The sequence below is a fragment of the Novosphingobium sp. LASN5T genome, assembly GCF_003856955.1.
Classification (GTDB): Bacteria; Pseudomonadota; Alphaproteobacteria; order Sphingomonadales; family Sphingomonadaceae; genus Novosphingobium.
In genome coordinates, this window is the sequence record NZ_RQSI01000002.1 from 157,450 (window position 1) to 179,448 (window position 21,999).

Genomic DNA, 21,999 nt, shown 5'->3' on the forward strand with positions numbered 1-21,999 from the left:
GCATAAATTTATGCGAAACCCGCTTGTGCCACCTCATGCAGTAGCGTGACGAACGCGGCCTGCGGCGCGGTGGGCCGCCAGCCCTGCCGCGTGGTGATCCCAATCGTGCGCGTGACCGGAACCGGCGGCGGCCGCATCGCCAGCACGCCGGCATCCAGCTCCACCGCCAGTTGCGCGGGCGACAGCAGCGTCAGTGCATCGCTTCCCCGCAGCAACTGGCGCACCGTCAGCACCGATCCGCATTCGATGCCCACGTGCGGCGGCTCCGCCCCCACCGCGCGCATCATCGCTTCCCAATAGTGCCGCAACGGCGTGTCGCGCCCCGACAATATCCACGGATAGGCGGTTATCGCCGCGCCATCGACAGCGGGCAGCGCCAGCAGCGGATGGCCCGCGCGCATCACCAGCGCAGGACGATCCTCGAACACCGCTTCCTGTTCCAGATCGTCGAGCAGGGCCGCCTCGCGCAGCGCGCCAAGCATCAGGTCGATTTCGCCATCGCGCAGCGGGCCGGCCAGCTCGGCATGGCTGCCTTCCATCACCGCGACATCCACCCCCGGCCAGTCGCGCACGAAGCGCAGCACCGTTTCCGGCAGCCAGCGCGCGCGCGACAGCGGCATTGCCCCCACCACGATGCGCCCGGCAGCCTTGCCCTGCCAGGCCGCCACTTCGGCAAGGCCCGCGCGCAGTTCCGCCATGGCAAGGCCGAACCCTCGCGCGCGCCGCTCCCCGGCCGGGGTCAGCATCACCGAACGGCCGCGCCGGTCGACCAGCCGCTGCCCCAGCGCGACCGCCAGATCGGCCACGGCGCGGTGCAGCGAAGCGGTGGAAAGCCCGGTCTCCTCGGCCGCGACGGCATAGCTACCCGCCCGCGCCAGTGCCAGGAACGCGCGCATCTGCGTGCCGGTCACGCGCGGGGAACCGATATGCGCCAGGGCCGCGTCGGCGCGCGGCGCCAGCAACAGCGCCGGTTCCGTCGGCGTCATGCCGGCCGCGCCGCGCTCGAACAGCGCGCAGCCGAGGTCCGCCTCCAACCGGGCGATCGCCTGCGTCAACGCCGGCTGCGTCAGGTTGATGGCGCGGGCGGCGCGCGTTACGCTGCCATGGTGCACCGTGGCCGCCAGCGCGGCGAAGTGGCGGATATTGAGAGGCCGCTCGCTCATTCCACTCGCTTAGCATTTCCTTATGCCCCGCGCCAAACATTGCATTGGCTGGCATGGCGCGTGCGGCCCATGGACACGGCGAGATTACGCCATGCAATTGGGAGCACGGGATATGTCGGGTATCGTCGTCCAGAATATCGAGCGGGCCGATCCGGCCGTGATCGACGGCCTTGCCGCCTGCGGCGTGGCCACCGTGCACGAGGCGCAGGGCCGCACCGGCCTGCTCGCCAGCTACATGCGCCCGATCTATCGCGGCGCCCGCATCGCCGGCAGCGCACTGACGATCAGCGCCCCTCCCGGCGACAACTGGATGGTCCATGTCGCCATCGAACAGCTCCAGGCCGGTGATATCCTCCTTCTTGCGCCGACCTCCCCGTGCGAGGACGGCTACTTCGGCGACCTTCTCGCCACCAGCGCGCAGGCGCGCGGCTGCCGGGGCCTGGTGATCGATGCCGGTGTGCGCGACGTGCGAGACTTGACCGAGATGGAATTCCCCGTCTGGTCCAAGGCGATCTATGCGCAGGGCACGGTCAAGAACACGCTGGGCAGCGTCAACGTGCCGGTCGTCTGCGCCAACGCGCTGGTCAATCCGGGCGACGTGATCGTGGCCGACGACGACGGCGTCTGCGTGGTCCCCCGCGCCAACGCCGAAGCCGTGCTGAAAGCCGCGCAGGCGCGCGAAGCCAACGAAGGCGAAAAGCGCGCCAAGCTGGCTGCCGGGGTTCTGGGGCTGGACATGTACAAGATGCGCGAACGGCTCGAGAAGGAAGGGCTGAAGTATGTGTGAGGGGGCGAACATGGCGCCTGTCACTCCCCTCCCGCAAGCGGGAGGGGGCCGATGACCTCCGGCTTCTCTGCCCCCTGCATGTGGATGCGCGGCGGCACGTCCAAGGGCGGATACTTCCTCAAGGAAGACCTTCCCGTCGATACCGCCGCGCGCGACGCGTTCCTGCTCGGCGTGATGGGCAGCCCCGATCCGCGCCAGATCGACGGCATGGGCGGCGCGGACCCGCTGACCAGCAAGGTGGCCGTGGTAGCGAAGTCCACGCGCGAAGGGATCGACGTTGATTACCTGTTCCTGCAGGTCTTCGTCGATCAGGCGATCGTTACCGACGCGCAGAACTGCGGCAATATCCTGGCCGGGATCGGCCCCTTCGCGATCGAGCGCGGCCTTGTCGCCGCCACCGGCGATGAAACCCGTGTCGCCATTTTCATGGAAAACACCGGGCAGGTCGCCGTGGCCACGGTGCGGACGCCGGGCGGCAAGGTCACGTATGCCGGCACTGCCGCGATCGATGGCGTGCCGGGCACCCATGCGCCGGTCCCACTGGAATTCCGCGATACCGCCGGATCTTCGTGCGGGGCGCTGCTGCCCACGGGCAACGCGGTCGATGTAGTCAACGGCGTGCCGGTGACGCTGATCGACAACGGCATGCCCTGCGTGGTGATGAAAGCGCAGGACGTGGGTATCACCGGCTACGAGGACCGGGACTGGCTGGACAACGCCACCGAGTTGAAGGCCAGGATCGAAGCGATCCGGCTGGCCGTGGGCGAACGCATGAATCTGGGCGACGTGAAGGAAAAGTCCGTCCCCAAGATGATGCTCGTCGCCCCGCCGAAGAACGGCGGCGCCGTTACCGTGCGCAGCTTCATTCCCCACCGCGCCCATGCCACCATCGGCGTGCTGGGGGCGGTGAGCGTCGCTACCGCCTGCCTCATCCCTGGTTCGCCGGCGGCCGAGGTGGCCGTGATCCCCGACGGCATGCGCAAGACGCTGTCGGTGGAACACCCCACCGGCGAAATGAGCTGCGTGCTCGAAACCGACAATACCGGCGCGGTGCGCACCGCCGCGCTGCTGCGCACCGCGCGCAAGCTGATGGACGGCGTGGTGTTCGGATAACGGGCAGCGCGCATGCTTCGACAGGCTCAGCATGAGCGGAGTCTGGTAATTGTTCCTGTTTCAACACCCGTTCGTCCTGAGCCTGTCGAAGGACGCGCGCCGAGGGTAAGACCATGACCGACCGCATCCTGAGCTGGCACACAAACCCGTCCAAGCCGCGCTACACCCCGCCCGCCGGCGCGATCGACGCGCATTGCCACGTGTTCGGCCCGATGGCGCAGTTCCCGTTCAGCGCCAAGGCCAAGTACCTGCCGCGGGATGCCGGGCCGGACATGCTGTTCGCGCTGCGCGATCACCTGGGCTTCACCAAAAACGTGATCGTGCAGGCAAGCTGCCATGGCACGGACAACGCCGCCACGCTGGATGCCATCGCCAAGTCCGATGGCAAGGCGCGCGGCGTCGCCGTGGTCGATCCCGCGATTTCGGAAGCCGATCTTCATGCCCTGCACGAAGGCGGCATTCGTGGCATCCGCTTCAATTTCCTCAAGCGGCTGGTCGATGACGCGCCGAAGGACAAGTTCCTCGAAGTCGCCAACCGGCTGCCCAAGGGCTGGCACGTGGTGATCTATTTCGAGGCCGATATTCTCGACGAACTGCGCCCGTTCATGGACGCCATCCCCGTGCCGCTGGTGATCGACCACATGGGCCGCCCCGATGTGCGGCAGGGTCCGGACGGCGCGGACATGAAGGCCTTCCGCGCCTTTCTGGACAGCCGTGAGGACATCTGGTTCAAGGCCACCTGCCCCGACCGGCTCGACGCGATCAAGGAAGGCGGCGCGGGCGATCCGTGGAACGCCTTTGCCGACGCCGTGGCGCCGCTGGTGGCCGATTATCAGGACCGCGTGTTGTGGGGCACCGACTGGCCGCACCCCAACATGGACACTGAGATCCCCGACGACGGCCATCTGGTCGACATGATCCCGCGGATCGCCCCGACCGAGGAACTCCAGCGCAAGCTGCTGATCGACAACCCCACCGCGCTTTACTGGGCCGACTGACAGCCCGCACGGGCAGGCCCCGCGCCTGCCCGATCACCCCTTTGTCAGGCCGCTGCACCACCCGGCGCGCAGCGAAAAATTAAGCCCCTTCGGTTAGAGGCCACTCTGACGGAAGGGACGGCAAGTGATCCGCACGCAACCGCATATCGATGGCGAGGCCGCGCCGCGGTCGGCTTCCGCGCGCGTGTACAAGACGGTGGCGTTTGCCCCGGCCCTCGCCGATCCGGCCTTTTGCGCGGCATGGACCCGGCTCGAAGCGTCCGCCGCCTTGCCAACGCAGGGATTGGCCTTCGTCACCGCGCTGGCCTGTTCGATGCTGGCCGGCGCCGACATCAACGTTTTCGCCGTCGCCCACGAGATCGGCGGGCAGGAACTGGCCGCGCGAGGATGGGAGGGACTGGCGGCGCTGCTGCCCTTGTATCGCGATGCTTCCAGCCGACCACACCGCTGGCGGATGCCCGGCGCGCGCGAGGTCTATGAACCTTGCGATGCGCTCTATGATAGCCCCGAAGCCGCGCACCGGCTCGCCCAGGCCATCGCCGGGCAATCGCAGCCCGTCTCGCTGGACCGGATACCGGCGCAGTCGCTGCTCGTCCCCACGCTGCGCGCGGCGATGAAAGGGCGCGGACTGGTGTCGGTCCGGTCCGCCCTGCCCTGTCCCACGATCACGCTTGGACCGGCGTGGGAACACCCTGAAGACCAGTTCAACGCCGGCCGCCGTTCCGACTTCCGCCGCGCCACGCGCAAGGCCGCGGCCATGGGCGCCGTGACTTACGAGGTCCACGCGCCCGATCCAGACACCTTCGACCGCTGGTTCGACGAGGCGCTCGATGTCGAACTGCATAGCTGGAAGAAGGAGGCAGGGACGGCCATGGCCAGTGATCGGGCCAAGGCCGATTTCTTCCGAGCCTTCTTCCGCGCCGCCAGTGCCGCCGGCACGTTCCGCGTCGCCTTCGTGCGCATCGATGGACAGCCGGCCGCCATGCAGCTTGCGATCGAGCACGCCGCGCGCTTCTGGCTGTTCAAGATCGGCTACGACGAACGCTTCGGCAAATGTTCACCGGGAACGCTGCTGATGCTGCACACGCTGCGATATGCGGCTTCGCGCGGGCTTATCGCCTACGAGCTGCTCGGCAATATCGAGCCGTGGATCTCCGAACTGTGGACGCGCGATCACCACGAGTGCGTGCGGCTGCGCACCTATCCGTTCTCCATCGCCGGGCTGACGGCGCTGGCCGTGGACGGCAGCGATTGGCTGCGCCAGCGCCTGTTTCCCGAAACCGGTGCCTGATGCGCGGCGTGAAAGCCGCCCTGCGTGACGCGCGCTATGCCCTTCCCGGCCGTCTGGGGCGCCTGCTGCCCGCGCCGGATGCGCGATCCGTCGCGCGGCTGGCGCGGCGGCTCGAACGGCGCGGGATCGGGGTAACAACGGGTTACATCCCGGGGCCGGACGCGGAACCCGCTGCAGTGGCGGCCAAGAACATCGCCGCCATCGCGCTGCTCGCGAGCCAGGGCGGCGCGCCCTATCTCTCGGCCAAGCTGCCCACACTGGCGTTCGACGAGCCCGCCTTCGCCGCCATCGCGCAGGCCGCGAGCACCGCCGCCATGCCTTTGCTGTTCGACGCGCATGCGCTGAAGGACGCGGAACCGATCCACGGATATCTGGCGGCCCTGCTCCCGGAACAGCCCGGCACCGGCTGCGTCCTTCCCGCGCGCTGGCGGCGCAGCCTGGACGATGCGGCGCGCCTGCGCGACACCACCGCCCGCTTGCGCCTCGTCAAGGGCGAATGGGCCGATCCCGATTGGCCGGATTGCGACATGGACCACGCCTATCGCGCGCTGGTGGAAACGCTGGCCGGTCGAACCGCCCCGGTATCCGTGGCCACGCACAAGCCGGAGCTGGCGGACCATGCGCTGCGCACCTTGCGCGCCGCCGGCACGCCGTGCGAACTCGAACAGTTGCGGGGGCTGCCGATGCGGCGCACCATGGCCATCGCGCGCGCGCAGGGCGTGTCGGTCCGCGTCTATATCCCGTTCGGCGAAGGGTGGTGGCCCTATGCGCTCGACAAGGCGCTCGCCCGCCCGTACCTGCCGCTGTGGATGCTGCGCGACCTGATCGGCTGAAACGCCCTACTTTTGATCCGCATCCACGCGCTTGTAGTCCTCCTGGATGGCCTTGGGCACATCCTCGAAGCTGTCCCACGGCAGCGGCTTGTGCAGTTCCATCGACCAGCGCTCGAGCCACTCGATCCCGTCCTTGCCGCTATAAGGATCGGGCGTGCGGTACGCCGGATCACGCATCGCCTGGTCCAGCGAGACCGGACGCAGCCGCTGGCGCTTCAGGATCGCGGCCAGTTCGTCCATGCTGTCGGCATTGAGCCGCGTGGCGTGCAGCAGCATGACGTAGGGTATATCGCGGCCGAACAACGCGCGCGATGCCGAACGATACCAGCCGATCGTCCGTTCGGTATAGGCGAGGTAGGTGGCACGGATGCGCTGCCGGCGGGGTTCGTCATGCCGCGCGATGGCGTCGTCGTAAGGCTCGGCGAACTCCCAGTCGTCCGCGTCGATGGTGACCGGAGCGTTGCGGTAGCCATGCTCGGTCAGCCACTGCTCGATCTCGCGCTTGACCGCTTCGGGCGATCCGGTCTCCAGATAGGGATAGCGGAACCAGCGCGGCCGGCGGTGGCGTTCGGCGAGCAGTTCGCGAATGACCGGCTCGCCGCGCGCGATGTCCGCGATATAGGCCCGCCCCCCGATCTGGTTCGGCGAATTGTGCGAGAAGGTGTGGTTGCCCAGGTCCATCCCGGCATCAAGCCAGCGCCGCAGGTTGGCGATCTGGCGCGGTCGGTCGAGCGCCAGCTTGCCTTCGTTGACGAAGCCCGTCGCCGGGAAATGATAGTGTCGCAGGCCGCGCAGGATCATCACGTTGATGTAATCGACATAAGGCTGGCTGTTGAGCTGGGTCAGGCCGGGCAGATCATCGAACGTCAGCGCGATCGTGCCACGCGGCGGCCGCGCGGGCGCTTGCGGCGCGGGCTTGGCGGCGGCATTCGGCAAGACGTTCGGCAGAGCATGGGCATTGGGCGCGGCACGAACGACCGGCGCCGCCAGCACCAGCAGCGCCAGCGATGGCAGGAACAACAGGAACTTGCGCATTGGCTTCCTCTGTCGGCGGGCGGTCCCCCGGTAGCGCTCTAGCGCGACAATCGGGGATGCGCCACTCGCGCCGGTTTTCGTATGCCCGGCGGTCCGATCCAAATAGGATCGATCACACCATGTCGGCCGGGCGCACCAGCCGGTCGAACGTGGCTTCGTCCACCAGCCCCAGCGCCAGCCCCGCCTCGCGCAGGGTCAACCCTTGCGCGTGCGCGTGCTTGGCAATCTTGGCGGCGTTGTCGTAGCCGATCGCGGGCGCCAGCGCCGTCACCAGCATCAGCGACCGGTCGACCAGTTCGGCAATGCGCCCGGTGTTCGGCTCGATGCCTTCCACGCAGCGTTCCGCGAAGCTGTCCATGCCGACGGCAAGCAGGTGGACGGACCGCAGCACGGCCGCGCCAATCAGCGGCTTGAACACATTGAGTTCCAGATGGCCCTGCAAGCCGCCGACCGTCACCGCCTGGTGGTTGCCGATCACTTGCGCGGACACCATCGTCAGCATCTCGCACTGCGTGGGGTTGACCTTGCCCGGCATGATCGAGCTGCCCGGTTCGTTGGCCGGCAGGTCCAGTTCCCCCAGCCCCGAACGCGGACCGGACCCGAGCAGGCGAATATCGTTGGCGATCTTGGTCAGCGCCACCGCCAGCGTGGCCAGCGTGGCCGAGAAGTGCACCAGCGCATCGTTCGATGCCAGCGCCTCGAACTTGTTGGGCGCGGTCACATAGGGGCGGCCGGTCAGCGCCGCGACTTCGGCGGCGAAGTCCTCGCTGAACCCTTCGGGCGCGTTCAACCCTGTGCCCACGGCCGTGCCGCCCTGCGCCAGACGGAGCAGAAAGGCCTCCGCATCGCGCAAGCGGCGATAGGCATCGCGCAACTGCTGGACATAGCCCGAGAATTCCTGGCCCAGCGTCAGCGGCGTGGCATCCTGCAGATGGGTTCGGCCGATCTTGACGATACCCTGCCATGCCTCCGCCTTGACCGTCAGCGCGCCGCACAGCCGGTCGAGCGCGGGAATCAAATCATCGTTCAGGGATTGCACCGCCGCGATATGCAGCGCGGTCGGAAAGCTATCGTTGGACGATTGCCCGCGATTGACGTGATCGTTGGGATGGACCGGGTTCTTGCCGCCGCGCGTTCCCGTCAGGATCTCGTTAGCGCGCCCGGCGATCACTTCGTTGACGTTCATGTTCGATTGCGTGCCGCTGCCGGTCTGCCAGATGACCAGAGGAAACTGATCGTCGTGCCGGCCCGCGATCACTTCGCCCGCCGCCGTGCCGATCGCGTCGGCCAGCCCGGCATCCAGCCCATGCCGCCGGTTCACCCGCGCCGCCGCCTGCTTGACCAGCGCCAGCGCGCGCACGATGCCCAGCGGCATCCTTTCCTGCATACCGAAAGGGAAATTCTCGACGCTGCGCTGGGTCTGCGCGCCCCAGTAAGCGGATGCGGGGACGGCGATTTCGCCAATACTGTCGGATTCAAGGCGCGTGGCGGTCATGGGGTCACTCCGGAAGGTCGGCCTTATCCTACACCGGCTCGACAGCAAGGCCAGCCGGTGCGATGAAAACCGCGATGCGCCAATCCCTGACCGAACTTGCCGTTCCCACGCCGGGCCGCGGCCTTCACGAAATCACGCCCCAAGTCGCGGGCTGGGTCGCCGCGCAAGGGATCGAGACGGGGCTGCTCACCGCGTTCTGCCGGCATACCTCGGCCTCGCTGTGCATCCAGGAAAATGCCGCGCCCGAAGTGCGTGGCGACGTGGTGCGCTGGCTCGACCAGCTGGCCCCGGAGAATGCGGGCTATGCCCATGACGACGAAGGGCCGGACGACATGCCGGCGCATCTGAAGGCAATCCTGACCGGCGTTTCGTTGTCGATCCCGATCGCTGGCGGACGCCCAGCGCTCGGCACATGGCAGGGCATCTATCTGGTCGAACACCGCCGGGCACCGCACCGCCGCAAGGTGGTGCTCCACCTGATCGGGGCTTAGGCTCCTGACCCTGGGCACATCGGAGTTATCCGCGCTTCATGGTGTCACGCGGATGCGCTAACGCGGGACCGACCTGATCCGGAGGCCCCGATGTCCGCCCTTCTTCGCGCTACCGTTGCTGCAGCGCTGCTGCTTTCCCCCGCCGCCGCCATCGCGCAGGAAAGCGCCGCGCCCTCAGCGAGCGCAAGCCCCGCTCTGCCGCCCGTCGATCCCGCGCGGCTACAGGCCGCCACCGCCACGGTCGACCACATCTTCCCGGCCGGCACCTATGCCAAGATCATGAACGGCACGATGGACACCATCGTCCGGCAATCGGTCGACAGCATGACCGCGCTGCCGATGCGCGATCTCGTTGGCCTGGCGGGCCTGAAGCCCGAGGAAGCGGCCAAAGTCGGCAAGGGCACCATGGCCGAAGTCATGGCCATTCTTGATCCCGCCTTCCGCCAGCGCACCGATCTTTCCATGACCGTGATGCGCGACGAGATGACCACGATGATGACCCAGTTCGAGCCGGACATGCGCGCAGGGCTGGCCGAAGCCTATGCCCGCCGTTTCTCCGCCGCCCAGCTCGACGAGTTGAACCGCTTCTTCGCCACGCCCACGGGCAGCGAATATGCCAGCAATTCGATGACACTGTTCATGGACCCGGCCGTCATGGGCCGGATGCAGGCGCTGCTGCCGCAGATCATGCGCCAGATGCCGGCGATGATCCAGAAGATGACCGCAGCCACCGCCAACCTGCCCAAGCCGCGCCGCTATGCCGATCTGACGGCGGCGGAACGCGCGCAGCTTGTCCGGCTGCTCGGCATCAGCGAAGCCGATCTGGCAGGGCGCCAGCCGCGCAAGGGCCAGTAGAGCAAAGCACCGTCGCGCGTTCAGTCCGCGGGGTTGTACTTCGCCAGGAACACGTCGAGCCGGTCCAGCCATTGCTGCATGTTGGCGCTGGTCGAAAAGCCGTGGCCTTCGCCTTCCAGCGTATAGAACTCATAGGGTTTGCCGGAGAGCTTGAGCGCGTCGGCAAACAGTTTCGACTGCTTGTAGGGCACGCGCTGGTCCTCGGTTCCGTGCATCATCAGCACCGGCACCCGCAGGCGATCCAGCGTGAACAGCGGCGACACGGTCCTGAGATCGAACGTCTCCTCGCCCTGCACCGTGCGCCGCCAGTCCTTGCGGTACCGCTTGCTGACCTTGAACGCGATCTGGAACTTGAGCTGGCGCGGAAGGTCCGAAACGCCGGCAAAACTGGCCGCGCAACGATAGCGTTCGGGATTGCGCGTGGCGCCCCACAAGGCGGCATAGCCGCCATAGGAAGCACCGATCAGGCACACCCGCTTGGGATCGATCGTGCCGTCCTTGGCCAGCCAGTCCATCCCGTCGTCGAGATCGTCCTGCATGGCCCGACCCCACTGGCCTTCACCCTTCTCGTAGAACGCCTTGCCATAGCCGCCGGACCCGCGAAATTCCGGCTGGAGCACCGCGTAGCCGCGATTGGCCAGGAACTGCACTTCAGGATCGAACGTGCCATCGTCGCGGATGTCGTAAGGCCCGCCGTGCGGCAGGATCACCAGCGGCAGGTTCTTCGGGTCCCGCCCTGCCGGCAGGGTGAGATAGGCGGGCACCTCAAGACCATCGCGGGCCTTGTAGTGCACATAGCGGGTCGGTACGAGGTCGGCGGAGCGCAGCTTCTCGTTCACGCGTGCCAGAAGCATCATCTTGCCGGCGTCCTGCCGGTACAAATAGTATTGCCCGGCGTTGCTGGACGACCCGAGATGGATCATCAGCACGGAATCATCCCGGCTGCGCGAAACGATCGAGGCCTGCATGCCGCCAACCGCCTTGTCGATCGCATCCTGCACATCGTGCATGGTCTTGTCGAACCAGTGCACCCGGGACCGGTCGTCGGTGTACCATGCGGCCAGCGGGTTCGCGCCGTCGATCGAGGTATCGAAATCGTCGATGTCGTTCGACACGTTGTCGAGGATCAGTTCGCCCCGTTCGCGCGTGGCGAAGTTGAAGCGATAGAGCGCATAGCGCCCGGTCGCCTCGTTGTTCATGATCCGGTAGCCGAGATCGCTGCCCTGGTAGATGCGGAACGCATCGAAGCCGGCGTCCTCGTCCCCCTGTTTGGCCTTCACCACCGTATGGAACGATTCCGTGGCGTTCGGACGGTAGATCATCGTCCAGCGATCGCCCGACCAGCCGAAGCCGGCGCGGACCACGCCCTGTTCATCGGCGTACCAGTCCCAGATGTCGGTGCGGGCCTGAACGACCTGCTTCTGGCGGTTGGTCGCCAGATTGACGGTGAACACGGACGGGTAGTCATAGATCGTGCTCTGATAGGCCAGCAGGATCGACTGCCCTTCCGGATCAATCCAGAGCACGTCATCGCCGACCAGCCCTTCCTCCCGGCCGCCGATGAAGCGGGTCTTGCCGGTGGTGATGTCGAACGCCACCAGCCGCGTCTGCCAGGCATCATCGCCGTCCCACGGCACCGATTTGCCCATGCTTATCAGGATCGTGCCGTTTCCGGCCCAGCGATACCAGTTGAGATCGTATTCGTTCCCCAGGTCCATGATCCGGGGATTGTTCTCGCCGATCTTGATGACTCCGATGCAATCCTTGCCGGCCACGTTCATCCGCGCGACGATCTGCGTGCCGTCGGGCGAGAGCTTGGGATTGCTGAGGAACGGCTGGTTGGCCAGCACGCCCGTCTCGATGCGCGGGGGGCGTGGCTGCGCGGCCGGTGCGGCATCCGCTTGCGCGTGAGCCGGCACCCCGGCCGCGAGCATGATCGTGGTTGCCGCCGCGGCCAGCCAGCGCCTGTCAAACATCGAAATCCCCCGGTTAGAAGCCCCACCCCACCGCGAATGAGGCAAAGGAAAGCGCCACCGTCAATTCTCTTTCCCGGTTACATCTCCATGAAATAGCGCAAGAATGGACGTTCCCATACGAAACGCCCCCTCCCGGCCGGCGGGAGAGGGCGTTCGTTCAAGGGCCGGCGTTTGAGGGCCGGAAGCGGCGTCCGGTTCAGGACACGCTGAAGTTCAGTGCGCCATCGCCTTCGTTGATCCGCACCGTGCTGCCGTCCGGGATCTCGCCACCCAGCAGCTTTTCCGCCAGCGGGTCCTGTAGGTAGCGCTGCACCGCGCGCTTGAGCGGCCTTGCGCCATAGACGGGATCGTAGCCGACGCGGCCCAGCCAGCGCTTGGCGGCGTCCGTCAGGTCGATCGCGATCTTGCGGTCCTTGAGCAGGCCGGCGACGCGTGCGACCTGGATTTCGACGATCGGCGCCATGTGTTCCTGGCCCAGGCGGTGGAACAGGATGATCTCGTCCAGCCGGTTCAGGAATTCCGGCCGGAAGTGCGCGCGCACCACTTCCATCACCTGCGGTTCGACCGAGGTGACGTCCTGCCCTTCCTCAAGGTTGGCGAGGTACTGGCTGCCCAGGTTCGAGGTCAGGATGATCAGCGTGTTGGTGAAATCCACCACGCGCCCCTGCCCGTCGGTCAGCCGGCCATCGTCCAGCACCTGCAGCAGCACGTTGAACACGTCGCCATGCGCTTTCTCGACCTCGTCGAACAGCACGACCTGGTACGGCCGCCTGCGAACCGCTTCGGTGAGAACGCCACCTTCATCGTAACCAACATAGCCCGGAGGCGCGCCGATCAGGCGGCTGACGGAGTGCTTCTCCATGAACTCGCTCATGTCGATGCGCACCATCGCGCTGTCGTCGTCGAACAGGAAGCCGGCGAGCGCCTTGGTCAGTTCGGTCTTGCCGACGCCGGTGGGGCCAAGGAACAGGAACGAGCCGAGCGGCCGGTTCGGGTCCTGCAGCCCGGCGCGGGCGCGGCGCACCGCCTTGGACACGGCCACGACCGCATCCTTCTGGCCGATCACGCGGCGGCCAAGCTCCTCCTCCATGTGGAGCAGCTTCTCGCGTTCGCCTTCCATCATCTTGTCGACCGGCACGCCGGTCCACTTGCTGACCACGGCGGCGATGTCCTCGGCCGTCACCTCTTCACGCAGCAGGGCGTTCTCGGACTGGGTATGCGCGTCGGCAAGCTGCTTCTCCAGCTCGGGAATGCGGCCATAGGCCAGCTCGCCCGCCTTGCCGAGATCGCCCTGGCGCTGCGCCTGTTCCAGTTCCATCCGCGCCGCGTCCAGCGCTTCCTTGATCTTGCCCTCGGCGGCGATCTTGTCGCGTTCGTTCTGCCAGCGCGTGGTCAGTTCGGACGACTGCTGCTCCAGGTTGGCCAGTTCCTCGCGCAGGTTCTCCAGCCGGTCCTTCGAGGCGGTGTCGCTTTCCTTGGCGAGCGCCATCTCCTCGATCTTGAGCTGGATGATCCGCCGGTCGAGCTTCTCGATTTCCTCCGGCTTCGATTCCACTTCCATGCGGATGCGGCTGGCGGCCTCGTCCATCAGGTCGATCGCCTTGTCCGGCAGGAAGCGGTCGGAGATATAGCGGTTGGACAGCGTGGCCGCGGCGACGATCGCGTTGTCGGCGATGCGCACGCCGTGGTGCAGCTCGTACTTGTCCTTGATGCCGCGCAGGATGCTGATCGTGTCCTCCACGGTCGGCTCGCCCACGAACACCGGCTGGAACCGCCGCTGCAAGGCGGGGTCCTTCTCGATGTACTTCTGGTACTCGTCCAGCGTGGTCGCGCCGATGCAGTGCAGTTCGCCGCGCGCCAGCGCCGGCTTGAGCAGGTTGGAAGCGTCCATCGCGCCATCGGTCTTGCCCGCGCCGATCAGCGTGTGCATCTCGTCGATGAACAGGATGATCTCGCCCTCGGCGCCCTTCACCTCGTCCAGCACCGCTTTCAGCCGTTCCTCGAACTCGCCGCGATACTTCGCCCCGGCGATAAGCGCGCCCATGTCGAGCGCCATCAGCCGCCGGTCGCGCAGGGATTCGGGCACGTCGCCGTTGGCGATGCGCAGCGCCAGTCCCTCGGCAATCGCGGTCTTGCCCACGCCCGGCTCGCCGATCAGCGCCGGGTTGTTCTTGGTGCGCCGGGCGAGGATCTGCACGGTACGGCGGATTTCCTCGTCGCGGCCGATCACCGGATCGAGCTTGCCCTCGCGCGCCGCCTCGGTCAGGTCGCGCGCGTACTTCTTCATCGCCTCATAGGCGTTTTCCGCCCCGGCGCTGTCCGCCGTGCGGCCGCCGCGCAACTGGGTTATCGCCGCTTCCAGCGCCTGCGCGGTGACGCCGGCCGCCTTCAGCGCCTGCCCCGCCGCCGTGGTGGTGGCGAGCGTGAGCGCCACCAGCATCCGTTCGACGGTGACGAAGCTGTCGCCCGACTTGGCGGCGACCTGCTCGGCCTGGTCGAGCACGCGCACGGCATCGTTGTCGAGGCCCGGCGTCTGCTGCGCGCCCGAGCCGGACACCGCCGCGATCTTCGCCAGCGCCTTGTCGACTTCGGCCTGGGCCAGCGCGGCATTGCCGCCGGCGCGCTGGATCAGCCCGGACGCCATGCCCTCGCCATCTTCCAGCAGGGCTTTCAGGATATGGTCCGGCGTGATCCGCTGATGGTTCATGCGGATGGCAACGGTCTGGGCCGCCTGCAGGAAGCCCTTGGCACGATCGGTGAATTTCTCGAGGTTCATGGGGTCTAATGTCCTCCTGTTGCGCCAGAGATAGTGTTGCGTTTGGGCAACACAAGGACATGGGTCAAATTTTGGGTGATGACATTCATGACAAAGCTAGCTGTCGATACGCCCCGTAACTGCGTGGCAGTTCGAGAATTGAAATTACTAAGACGATGCCTCTCACCGTTGGGAACGCGCTGCGTCTATCAGGCTTCTAATGTCCTTCAGAGAGCGGAGTTGCGGTTCTGGTGGAGCGTGTTCTGCTGGCAGCCATTGGCCCCCTTGGGCTTTCGCCATCAAATCCAATAAAAGATTGGAAGCTCTAGAAAATTGCCTTGAAACTAGATCAATATCTCTGACACAGAGTGACCCACTTGGCGGCAATGGCCTCTTAGATTTGATCTTCGGTTCCTTATATGAGATTGGCACGATCGCGTATCGTCGCCCCGCACTTGCTCCATAGAATCCGATAGTTCGGCAATGCGCGATCTTGTTACGCGTTGAGGACAAAGCACGAACCTGTTCACGCAATCTTGCCCAGTCCTCGATCAGCTCTTTGAACGTATTTGATTGCGCAATTGCATTGTCCGTAAATGCCAGCTTCGTTCTGAAGTTATCGATTGCGTAGAAGGACGCACCAACGACCTTTGTCGGCACGCCGGAAAAAGCGACAGTGCAGATGTTGAATAGGCCGTTCTCAACATGCGCCCACTGCGTAATCGCCTGTCCTATGGCCATATGGAAGGCGATGTGTTCCTCGACGGGGGTCAGCACCGGGACAGTCATCAATAACACCGATCAAATTGAAAAAGCGACGCTTTACGCCTGACGCGAAACACCCTCGTAAGCCACATAAGCCCACGAAAGAGTCCAGTCCAAAAACTTACGACAGCAGCATTTCCTACCTCTACTTCCGAGGCGCGTCACCAGTCGGACCACGATTAGGCAACCGAATTTAACTCGGTTGATTCGATCGCGAGGCGGCGTTGCCCTAATTGGCATTTGGATCTCTCCATACACCGTTCTTGTCACCCTTTTTGCGCCGCCAATCGACGCGCAGGCGTCCGCCGGAAAGTCGCCTTCACACTCTCGCCGGAAATACCCCACCCACCCAACGCGTTAGCCCATCCTAACGCGCCCCAAAATGCTGCATCGCAACAAGTCGGTCATGCCACCGTCACCGGAGCAGCGCCGAACTGCAACCTGCGCCCCCTAGGTGCCGCCCGGGAGCCCGATCGGGTCGGGCGGTTCAAATCCCAGGGGGACAATCATGATCGCATTTCAACCGCGCCTGGCGCTGGGCGCCTCTTGCCTTGTGCTGGCAACCCTGCTGGCCACGCCGGCGCTGGCCGCGTCCGACGACCAGGCCGCACCGGCGGCCGATACGCAAAGCCCGGACGCCGAAGCGCCCGGTGGCGGCGGGCAGCTTTCCGAAATCGTGGTGACCGCGCAGAAGCGCCGGGAAAACCTGCAGGAAACGCCGATCGCGATTTCAGTCCTCACCAGCCAGGGCCTGGCCGACCGCCATGTCACCTCGCTGCTCGATCTGGGTGACGGCGCCATTCCCTCGCTGAAGGTCGCCCCGTTCTTCTCGCGCCCCGGTGCGCTGATCGTCAACATCCGCGGCGTGGGCGTGCTGTCCGATTCGAACCAGCCCGCGCGCGATCAGGGCGTGGGCGTCTATGTCGATGGCGTGTACATGGGCCGCGCGCAGGGCCTTGGCACCGCGCTGTTCGATGTGGAGAACATCGAAGTGCTGAAAGGTCCGCAGGGCACGCTGTTCGGCCGCAACACCATGGGCGGCGCGGTCAACATCGTGACCAAGAAGCCCAGCGGCCAGTTCAAGCTGAACGCCACGGCCGGGGCCGGCAACTATGGATCGTACAAGGGCGAAGTCCATGTCGATCTGCCGGAGTTCGCGAACATCAGCCTGAAGGTCGATGGCGTGATTGCCCGCCGCAACCCCTTCGTGAAGAACCCGATGCCGGGTCAGTTGGGCTTCAATTCCTATGACAAGCACGGCGTGCACGTGGAAGCGCTGTGGAAGCCGGTCAGCAATTTCAGCGCCGACCTGTCGTACGACAACAGCTACGACGCGACCAGCACGCTGTACATGCAGCAGATTTCGGCGCCGCTCGGCCTGCCCGTGTCCGCGTCGGGATCGGCCGCGGTGCCGGCCAACGTCCTGTCCCCGCTGCTGACCCTGCAGCCCGACCGCGCCTCCACCGCCGTGGTCGGCGCGCCGCAGCAGGCGAGCGTGGGCAAGGCCGAAGGCGGGCGGCTTGGCCTGGAATACATCGCCACGCCGAACCTGACCTTCCGGTCGATCACCAGCTATCGCGAAATGACGCAAAGCCAGTTCGACAACGGGTCTGTCGCCACCAGCATGCAGCGCCCGGTCTCGGTCGCCAGCTTCCAGAACTTCGCCTTCGGCCGCTACAGCCTGGCGCCGTTCCGGCAGAACCAGTTCAGCCAGGAATTGCAGGTGATCGGCGAAGTGCCACGGCTGAAGTACCAGGCCGGCGGCCTCTATTACCAGGAACGCGTGGAAGACAGCGCGCAGGCGCCCAACACGCTGATGTTCACCAACGCGGCCGGCACCGCCTATACCATCTGCGATCAGGCACTGGTTTCAAGCTGCCGCTATGTGACGCAGCGCGCCAGCCACGTCAAAACCACCAGCATCGGCGTCTATGGCCAGGCGACGTACACCCCGCCCGTGCTGGAAGACATGGTCCACCTGACGGTCGGCGCCCGCTGGACGCGCGACAAGAAGGAAGGATCGCTGTTCACCATCAACGGCGCGGCCCCCTCGATCCCGGTCAACGGCGTCAACGTGGTCGGCCCGATCGCGCTCGATCGCAGCTGGTCGCGCGTCGATCCGCTGGTGAACCTGGCGTTCGATGCATCGCGTGACCTGCACTTCTACGGCAAGTGGAGCACGGGCTACCGCTCCGGCGGCGCCAGCTCGCGCTCGCTGACGTACCGCGCGTTCGATCCGGAAAAGGTGTCGATGTTCGAAATCGGCGCCAAGACCGAATTCTTCGACCGCCATGCCCGGTTCAATATCGCCGCCTACACGGGCACCTACAAGAGCATCCAGCTCGACTTCAGCGGCCTCTATGTCGATACCGTCAACGGCGTGCCGCAGATTACGACCCGCACCACGACGGACGTGGTCAACGCGCCCGGCACGGGCCGCCTGAAGGGTGTGGAAGCCGAACTGCTGCTGATGCCGATGGATGGCCTGACCCTGTCGGCCAGCTATGCCTACAACAGCGTGCACATCCCGCCGACGGTCAATCCGTTCCCGCAGACCGGCGGCGTGCCGATCACCACGCCGGTGCCGATCTACCAGGTTTACACGCCGAAGCATTCGGCCAGCGGATCGATCGACTACGAACACGAAGTGACGGCCGGCGGTGCGATGCTGAAGTTGCACCTCGACGGCAACTACGACTCCGGCTTCTACGTCAACTACACCGACGCGAACTACGACAACAACACGCGCGCGGTGCGCTACCCGCAGGTGAAGGGGGAATCCGGGCTGGTGTTCAACGGGCGCATCGCGCTGGCCGACATCCCCATGGAAGCGAACGGCGCGAAGGTGACGGTGGCGCTGTGGGCGCGCAATCTCTTCAACGAACAGCACCTGTTCTACAAGACCGGCAGCGCCGCCGCCGGCATCAGCGGCTTCTTCAACGATCCGCGCACCTGGGGCGCTGAAATCAACGTGAAGTTCTGATCCGCGCGCCACGGCGCAAGGCATCCCGAAGCCCGGTCCGCGCGCATCCCGCGCGGGCCGGCCTTTCGCGTATGCAAGTTTGCAAGCGGCGTTCGACGAACGGACACGTCGTTCGTCGAACGCCGTTCAGCTTCGGTATGGCATCGGTTTCTGAAACGGTTACAAAGGATACAGAGTCTCCCACAGGATAACCCATGGCCCGCATGCATTCCGCTTCGCAGTTCGTCTCCGCCATCGCCATCGCCGCCGCTCTCGCTTTCACCGGAACGCAGCCCGCGGCCGCCGCGCAGCCGGCGCCGGCAGAGGCCATCAAGCCCGCCCCCGTCGCCGATCTCGTCAACCGGGTGACCATCCCCTACGAAAGCTTCACCCTGCCCAACGGCCTGCGGGTGCTGGTCAATACCGACCGCAAGGCGCCGGTGGTCGCGGTTTCGGTGTGGTACGCGGTCGGCTCCAAGAACGAACCGAAGGGCAAGACCGGCTTCGCGCATCTGTTCGAACACCTGATGTTCAACGGGTCCGAACATGCGCCCGGCGATTTCTTCGAACCGCTGCAGCAGGTCGGCGCGACCGACATGAACGGCACGACGTGGTTCGACCGCACCAACTATTTCGAGACCGTGCCGACGGCCGCGCTCGACCGCACGCTGATGCTGGAAAGCGACCGCATGGGCTACCTGCTGGGTGCGGTCACCCAGGAAAAGCTCGATAACCAGCGCAGCGTCGTTCAGAACGAGAAGCGGCAGGGCGACAACCAGCCGTTCGGCATGGTCGAGTACGAGGAGCTGGAGACGCTCTATCCCTCGGGCCATCCCTATCACCATTCCACCATCGGCTCGATGGACGACCTGAACTCGGCCTCGCTCGAAGACGTCAAAGGCTGGTTCCGCGACCACTACGGCCCGAACAACGCCATCCTCGTGCTGGCGGGCGACATCGATCTCGCCACGGCCAAGGCCAAGGTCGCCAAATGGTTCGGCGCCATTCCCGCCGGCCCGGCGGTGCAGCCGGTATCCGTGCCGGTGCCCACGTTGCCCGCGCCGGTCAGCAAGACGATCAAGGATCAGATCGCCACCACCCGCATCTACCGCGTCTGGACGACCCCCGGCCTCGACAACCCGGAATACCTGCCGCTGCAGATGGCGGGCGCGGTTCTTGGCGGGCTTGCCAGCTCGCGGCTCGATGACGCGCTCGTCCGGCAGCAGCAGCTTGCCGTATCGGTATCGGCGAGTACCTCGATCTTCGCGCAGGGCGGGCAGTTCGAGGTCTTTGCCGACGTGAAGCCCGGCACCGATCCGGCGAAGGTCAGCGCCGCGCTCGATGCCGAAGTGGCGCGGTTCCTTGCCCAAGGGCCGACGCAGGACGAACTGGAACGCGCCGCGACGACGTTTGCCGCCGGGCAGATCCGCGCGCTGGAATCGGTGGGCGGCGGCAGCGGCAAGGCGCCCACGCTCGCCGAAGGCCTGCTCTACCAGCACGATGCTGGCGCCTATCGCAAGGAACTGGACGCCGCGGCCGCGCTGACGCCCGCGCAGGTTCGCGACGTGACCCGGAAATGGCTTTCGCGTCCCACATTCGCGCTGACGGTGGAACCGGGCACGCGCACCGAAGGCGGCGAACACCGTGGCGGTTTCCTGACCGATCCCAAGAGCCCGTCCGCCCGCCCCGCCTTCTGGCGCGATCCGCGCTTTGCGGATGGTTCGGCATCGGGCGCGGGGGCCAGCGCGCCCGACCGGTCGGAGCTTCCGCCCGTGGGGCAGCTCAGCCCGCTGGTGTTCCCGAAGATCGAACGCGCCACCCTGCCCAACGGGATGAAGGTCTATTTCGCCCGTCGCGCCGACGTGCCGGCGGTATCGGTGCGCGTGAGCTTCGACGCTGGCTATGCCGCCGATCCCAAGAACGCGCTCGGCACCGAAGCGCTGCTGCTCAAGCTGATGAACGAAGGCACGACCACGCTCGATTCCTCGGCGTTCGCGCGGGCACGCGAACGGCTGGGCGCCAGCATCTCGGGAAGCGCGAACCCCGATACCACGTCGTTCCAGCTCGATGCGGTTACGCCCAATCTCGCTGCCTCGCTGGGGTTGCTGGCGGACTATATCCAGCATCCGGCGCTGGATGCCCGCGAACTCGAGCGCGTGCGTGCCCAGCAACTCACGGCGATCAGCGGCGAGATGAAGGACCCCACGTCACTGGCGTTCCGGGTGCTGTACCCCACGCTCTACGGGCCGCAGCACCCCTATGGCATTCCCGCCACCGGAACCGGCGATCCGGCCGTCGTCGCGCGCCTCTCGCGCGATGATCTGGCCACGTTCCACAAGCGGTGGTTCCGCCCGGATACCGCCAGCGTCTTCGTGGTCGGCGATACCACGCTGGCCGAAGTCACCAAACTGCTGGAAAAGAGCTTCGGCGCCTGGAAAGCGCCGGCCGAACCCGCCCCGGTCAAGAACTTCGCGGTGCCGGTTCCCGTCCAGAAGCCGCGCATCATCCTGATAGACCGGCCCGCCTCCCCTCAATCCGTCATCATGACGGGCGAAGTGCTGGACGCAAAGGGCACCGACGACCTGCTGGCGCTGCGCACCGCCAACGACATCTTCGGCGGCAACTTCCTCTCACGCATCAACACCAACCTGCGCGAAACCAAGGGCTGGTCCTATGGCGTGTCGAGCGGCGTGGTCGAACGGGAGGACCGCGTCCCCTTCCGCATCATCGCGCCGGTACAGACCGACCAGACCGGCCCCGCCATTGCCGAACTGCGCAAGGAACTCACCGGCTTCCTCGGCACGAAGGGCGTGACCGCCGACGAGATCAAGTGGTCTACCAGCGGCAGCGCGCGTGAACTGCCCGGCATGTTCGAAACCTCGCGCTCGGTGCTCGATGGCGTGAGTTCGATCATCGAAAACAAGCGGCCCGACAACTACTACGAAACGCTCGCCGGCCGCTATGGCAGCATGACCGCGCAGCAGGCGGACGCCGCCGCCCGCGCCGCAATCTCGGCCGACAAGCTGGTCTATGTGGTGGTGGGCGATGCCGCCAAGGTGCGGCCGCAACTGGAAGCGCTGGGCCTGCCAGTCGAATCGCTTGCTATTGACAGCAATGTAGGTAGCAAATGAGAGGGCGTCGTCGGCGCTTGCCGGCGAGCCGTTAACGGGAGAGAACCATGTCTGTTGCCGGTACCTATGATTGCGTGACCAAGACGCCGATGGGCGATCAGTCGAGCAAGTTCACCGTCGAAGTCAGCGGCGATACCTTCACCGGCAGCAACGCCGGCCCCACCGGCACGATGGCGGTGGAAAACGGCAAGGTCGATGGCAACACGCTGACCTGGCAGATGAAGATGACCGTACCCATGCCGATGACGCTGGACTGCAAGGCCACCGTCGATGGTGACGCGCTGACTGGTTCGGTCACCGCCGGCATGTTCGGCACCTTCCCGATGAACGGGACGCGCGCCTGAACGAG

The 21,999-nt window shown here is 66.0% G+C and carries 16 protein-coding genes; 10 read left to right on the top strand and 6 right to left on the bottom strand.

From position 1 onward, the window contains the following. Nucleotides 1-8: 8 nt before the first annotated feature. Entirely contained in the window at nucleotides 9-1,163 is a 1,155-nt protein-coding gene (locus EH199_RS03120; protein WP_124807797.1) for a LysR family transcriptional regulator, read from the bottom strand. 112 nt (nucleotides 1,164-1,275) lie between these two features. On the opposite strand from EH199_RS03120, the gene ligK reads away from it, so the two are divergent. The 5 genes from ligK to EH199_RS03145 all read left to right on the top strand — a co-directional run bounded on the left by ligK (nucleotide 1,276) and on the right by EH199_RS03145 (nucleotide 6,185). Beyond that, complete coding sequence (gene ligK / locus EH199_RS03125) at nucleotides 1,276-1,950, top strand: 4-carboxy-4-hydroxy-2-oxoadipate aldolase/oxaloacetate decarboxylase (protein WP_124807798.1); 675 nt, start codon at nucleotides 1,276-1,278, stop codon at nucleotides 1,948-1,950. A gap of 51 nt (nucleotides 1,951-2,001) precedes the next feature. Further along, a complete protein-coding gene (locus EH199_RS03130; protein ID WP_124807799.1) occupies nucleotides 2,002-3,063 on the top strand; it encodes a 4-oxalomesaconate tautomerase in 1,062 nt (353 codons plus the stop codon). A 113-nt stretch (nucleotides 3,064-3,176) separates the two neighbouring features. Then, nucleotides 3,177-4,061 (top strand): amidohydrolase family protein, encoded by an 885-nt coding sequence (locus tag EH199_RS03135; protein WP_124807800.1) that lies wholly within the window; start codon nucleotides 3,177-3,179, stop codon nucleotides 4,059-4,061. A 124-nt stretch (nucleotides 4,062-4,185) separates the two neighbouring features. Continuing rightward, nucleotides 4,186-5,352, top strand: coding sequence for a GNAT family N-acetyltransferase (locus EH199_RS03140; protein ID WP_124807801.1), 1,167 nt, complete (start codon nucleotides 4,186-4,188; stop codon nucleotides 5,350-5,352). Beyond that, nucleotides 5,352-6,185, top strand: coding sequence for a proline dehydrogenase (locus EH199_RS03145; protein WP_124807802.1), 834 nt, complete (start codon nucleotides 5,352-5,354; stop codon nucleotides 6,183-6,185). The genes EH199_RS03140 and EH199_RS03145 overlap by 1 nt, the downstream gene beginning before the upstream one ends. 6 nt (nucleotides 6,186-6,191) lie before the next feature. On the opposite strand, the gene EH199_RS03150 is transcribed toward EH199_RS03145, so the two are convergent. Next, on the bottom strand, nucleotides 6,192-7,220 hold the full coding sequence (locus EH199_RS03150; RefSeq protein WP_124807803.1) for a polysaccharide deacetylase family protein: 1,029 nt from the start codon (nucleotides 7,218-7,220) through the stop codon (nucleotides 6,192-6,194). Nucleotides 7,221-7,332: 112 nt separating this feature from the next. After that, the gene (gene fumC, locus EH199_RS03155) at nucleotides 7,333-8,715 is read right to left on the bottom strand and encodes a class II fumarate hydratase (protein WP_124807804.1); all 1,383 of its coding nucleotides are present in this window, start codon (nucleotides 8,713-8,715) and stop codon (nucleotides 7,333-7,335) included. Nucleotides 8,716-8,789: 74 nt separating this feature from the next. Between fumC and EH199_RS03160 the strand changes: the two genes are divergently transcribed. Then, the gene (locus EH199_RS03160; protein WP_124807805.1) at nucleotides 8,790-9,206 is read left to right on the top strand and encodes a secondary thiamine-phosphate synthase enzyme YjbQ; all 417 of its coding nucleotides are present in this window, start codon (nucleotides 8,790-8,792) and stop codon (nucleotides 9,204-9,206) included. A 90-nt stretch (nucleotides 9,207-9,296) separates the two neighbouring features. After that, nucleotides 9,297-10,061, top strand: a complete 765-nt coding sequence (locus tag EH199_RS03165; protein WP_124807806.1) for a DUF2059 domain-containing protein — start codon at nucleotides 9,297-9,299, stop codon at nucleotides 10,059-10,061. Between the two features lie 20 nt (nucleotides 10,062-10,081). Here EH199_RS03165 and EH199_RS03170 read toward each other — a convergent pair whose 3' ends face one another. The 3 genes from EH199_RS03170 to EH199_RS03180 form a co-directional block, all read right to left on the bottom strand. Next, a complete protein-coding gene (locus EH199_RS03170; protein WP_124807807.1) occupies nucleotides 10,082-12,037 on the bottom strand; it encodes a S9 family peptidase in 1,956 nt (651 codons plus the stop codon). 196 nt (nucleotides 12,038-12,233) lie between these two features. Continuing rightward, nucleotides 12,234-14,813 carry an ATP-dependent chaperone ClpB gene (gene clpB, locus EH199_RS03175; protein ID WP_124807808.1) on the bottom strand — a complete coding sequence of 860 codons (2,580 nt, stop codon included), beginning with the start codon at nucleotides 14,811-14,813 and terminating at the stop codon, nucleotides 12,234-12,236. 162 nt (nucleotides 14,814-14,975) lie between these two features. Beyond that, complete coding sequence (locus EH199_RS03180; protein WP_124807809.1) at nucleotides 14,976-15,581, bottom strand: hypothetical protein; 606 nt, start codon at nucleotides 15,579-15,581, stop codon at nucleotides 14,976-14,978. A gap of 484 nt (nucleotides 15,582-16,065) precedes the next feature. On the opposite strand from EH199_RS03180, the gene EH199_RS03185 reads away from it, so the two are divergent. The 3 genes from EH199_RS03185 (at nucleotide 16,066) to EH199_RS03195 (ending at nucleotide 21,994) form a co-directional block, all read left to right on the top strand. Beyond that, on the top strand, nucleotides 16,066-18,540 hold the full coding sequence (locus tag EH199_RS03185) for a TonB-dependent receptor (protein WP_124807810.1): 2,475 nt from the start codon (nucleotides 16,066-16,068) through the stop codon (nucleotides 18,538-18,540). 194 nt (nucleotides 18,541-18,734) lie between these two features. Then, the gene (locus EH199_RS03190; RefSeq protein ID WP_124807811.1) at nucleotides 18,735-21,650 is read left to right on the top strand and encodes a pitrilysin family protein; all 2,916 of its coding nucleotides are present in this window, start codon (nucleotides 18,735-18,737) and stop codon (nucleotides 21,648-21,650) included. Between the two features lie 47 nt (nucleotides 21,651-21,697). After that, entirely contained in the window at nucleotides 21,698-21,994 is a 297-nt protein-coding gene (locus tag EH199_RS03195; protein WP_124807812.1) for a hypothetical protein, read from the top strand. Nucleotides 21,995-21,999: the final 5 nt, after the last annotated feature.